We start from the raw sequence: 1,109 nt of genomic DNA on the forward strand, positions 1-1,109 counted from the left end.
CCCGCCGGTGCCGCGGGCGGGGGCCTGCTGCCCGCGCGGTACCGGCTGCAGCGGGTGGCCCGCGCCTACGCCGAGCTGCTGGCGCCGTGATGCGCGCCGCCGTGCAGCGCCTGTTCTGGGGCGGGCTGGCCGGCAAGGTGCTGGGCCTGGTGCGCGAGGTGCTGCTGGCCGCCGCCTACGGCACCGGCGCGCCCGCGGTGGCGGCGCGGGTGTCGCAGACCGCCGCGCTCGTGCCCGTGGACCTGTTCACCGCCGACGTGCTCTCCGCGGGGTTCCTGCCCCTGCACGCGCAGCTGCGGCGGGAGTCCCCCGAGCGCGCCGCCGCCCTCTTCCACGCCCTGCGCGCCGGGCTGGGGGTGCTGTCGCTGGTGCTGGCGGCGGGCCTGCTGCTGCTGGCGGGGGACGTGGTGGCGCTGCTGGCGCCCGGCCTGGGGGCGTCCACGGCGGCGACGGCGGCGGCGTTCCTGCGCGTGACCGCCCTGGGCGTGCCCAGCTACCTGCAGTTCGCGCTGCTGAGCGCCCTGGAGGTCTCGCACGGCGCGTTCCGCCTCTCCAGCGTCCGGGCGACCGGGCAGAACCTCGGCACGATCGCCGCCCTGGGGCTGGCGCTGCTGCTGGGCGAGCCGCTGGTGGTGGCGTGGGGGTTCACCGGCGCCTACCTCGTGCTGCACGCCTGGGCGCACGCCCGGCTGCGCCGCGCCGGGCTGGTGCCGCCGCGCCCGCGCGGGGCGGGCGCGGGCCGGGAGCTGCTGGGGCGGCTGTGGGTGCGGGTGCGCCCGCTGCTGCTGCTGCCGGTGGTGGCGCAGTCCGCGGTGGTGGCCGAGCGGGTCGTGGCCTCCCTGCTGGGCGACGGCGTGGTCGCCGCCGTGGACTACGCCCGCTTCGTGGCCAGCACCGGCGTGAGCCTGCTGGCGGTGCCGCTGGGCCTGGCCGGGCTGGCGGTGCTGCCGGGGCTGGGCGCGCCGCAGGCGCGCGAGCACGTGCGCCGCTCGCTGCCGGCGCTGCTGCTGGTGGTGGTGCCGGTGTCGGTGGCGCTGGCCGTGCACGCGGACCGGGTGGTGCACGCGCTGTACGGGCGCGGGGCGTTCGACGCGGCGGCGGTGGGGGTC

1 protein-coding gene is annotated in these 1,109 nt (G+C 79.8%); it reads left to right on the top strand.

Annotated features, from left to right (window positions below; all coding sequences use genetic code 11):
* Nucleotides 1–89: 89 nt before the first annotated feature.
* On the top strand, nucleotides 90–1,109 hold a 1,020-nt coding region (locus GTR00_RS21470; RefSeq protein ID WP_240900773.1), incomplete at its 3' end, for a lipid II flippase MurJ.

The sequence above is a fragment of the Kineococcus indalonis genome, from assembly GCF_009906395.1.
Lineage (GTDB): Bacteria > Actinomycetota > Actinomycetes > Actinomycetales > Kineococcaceae > Kineococcus > Kineococcus indalonis.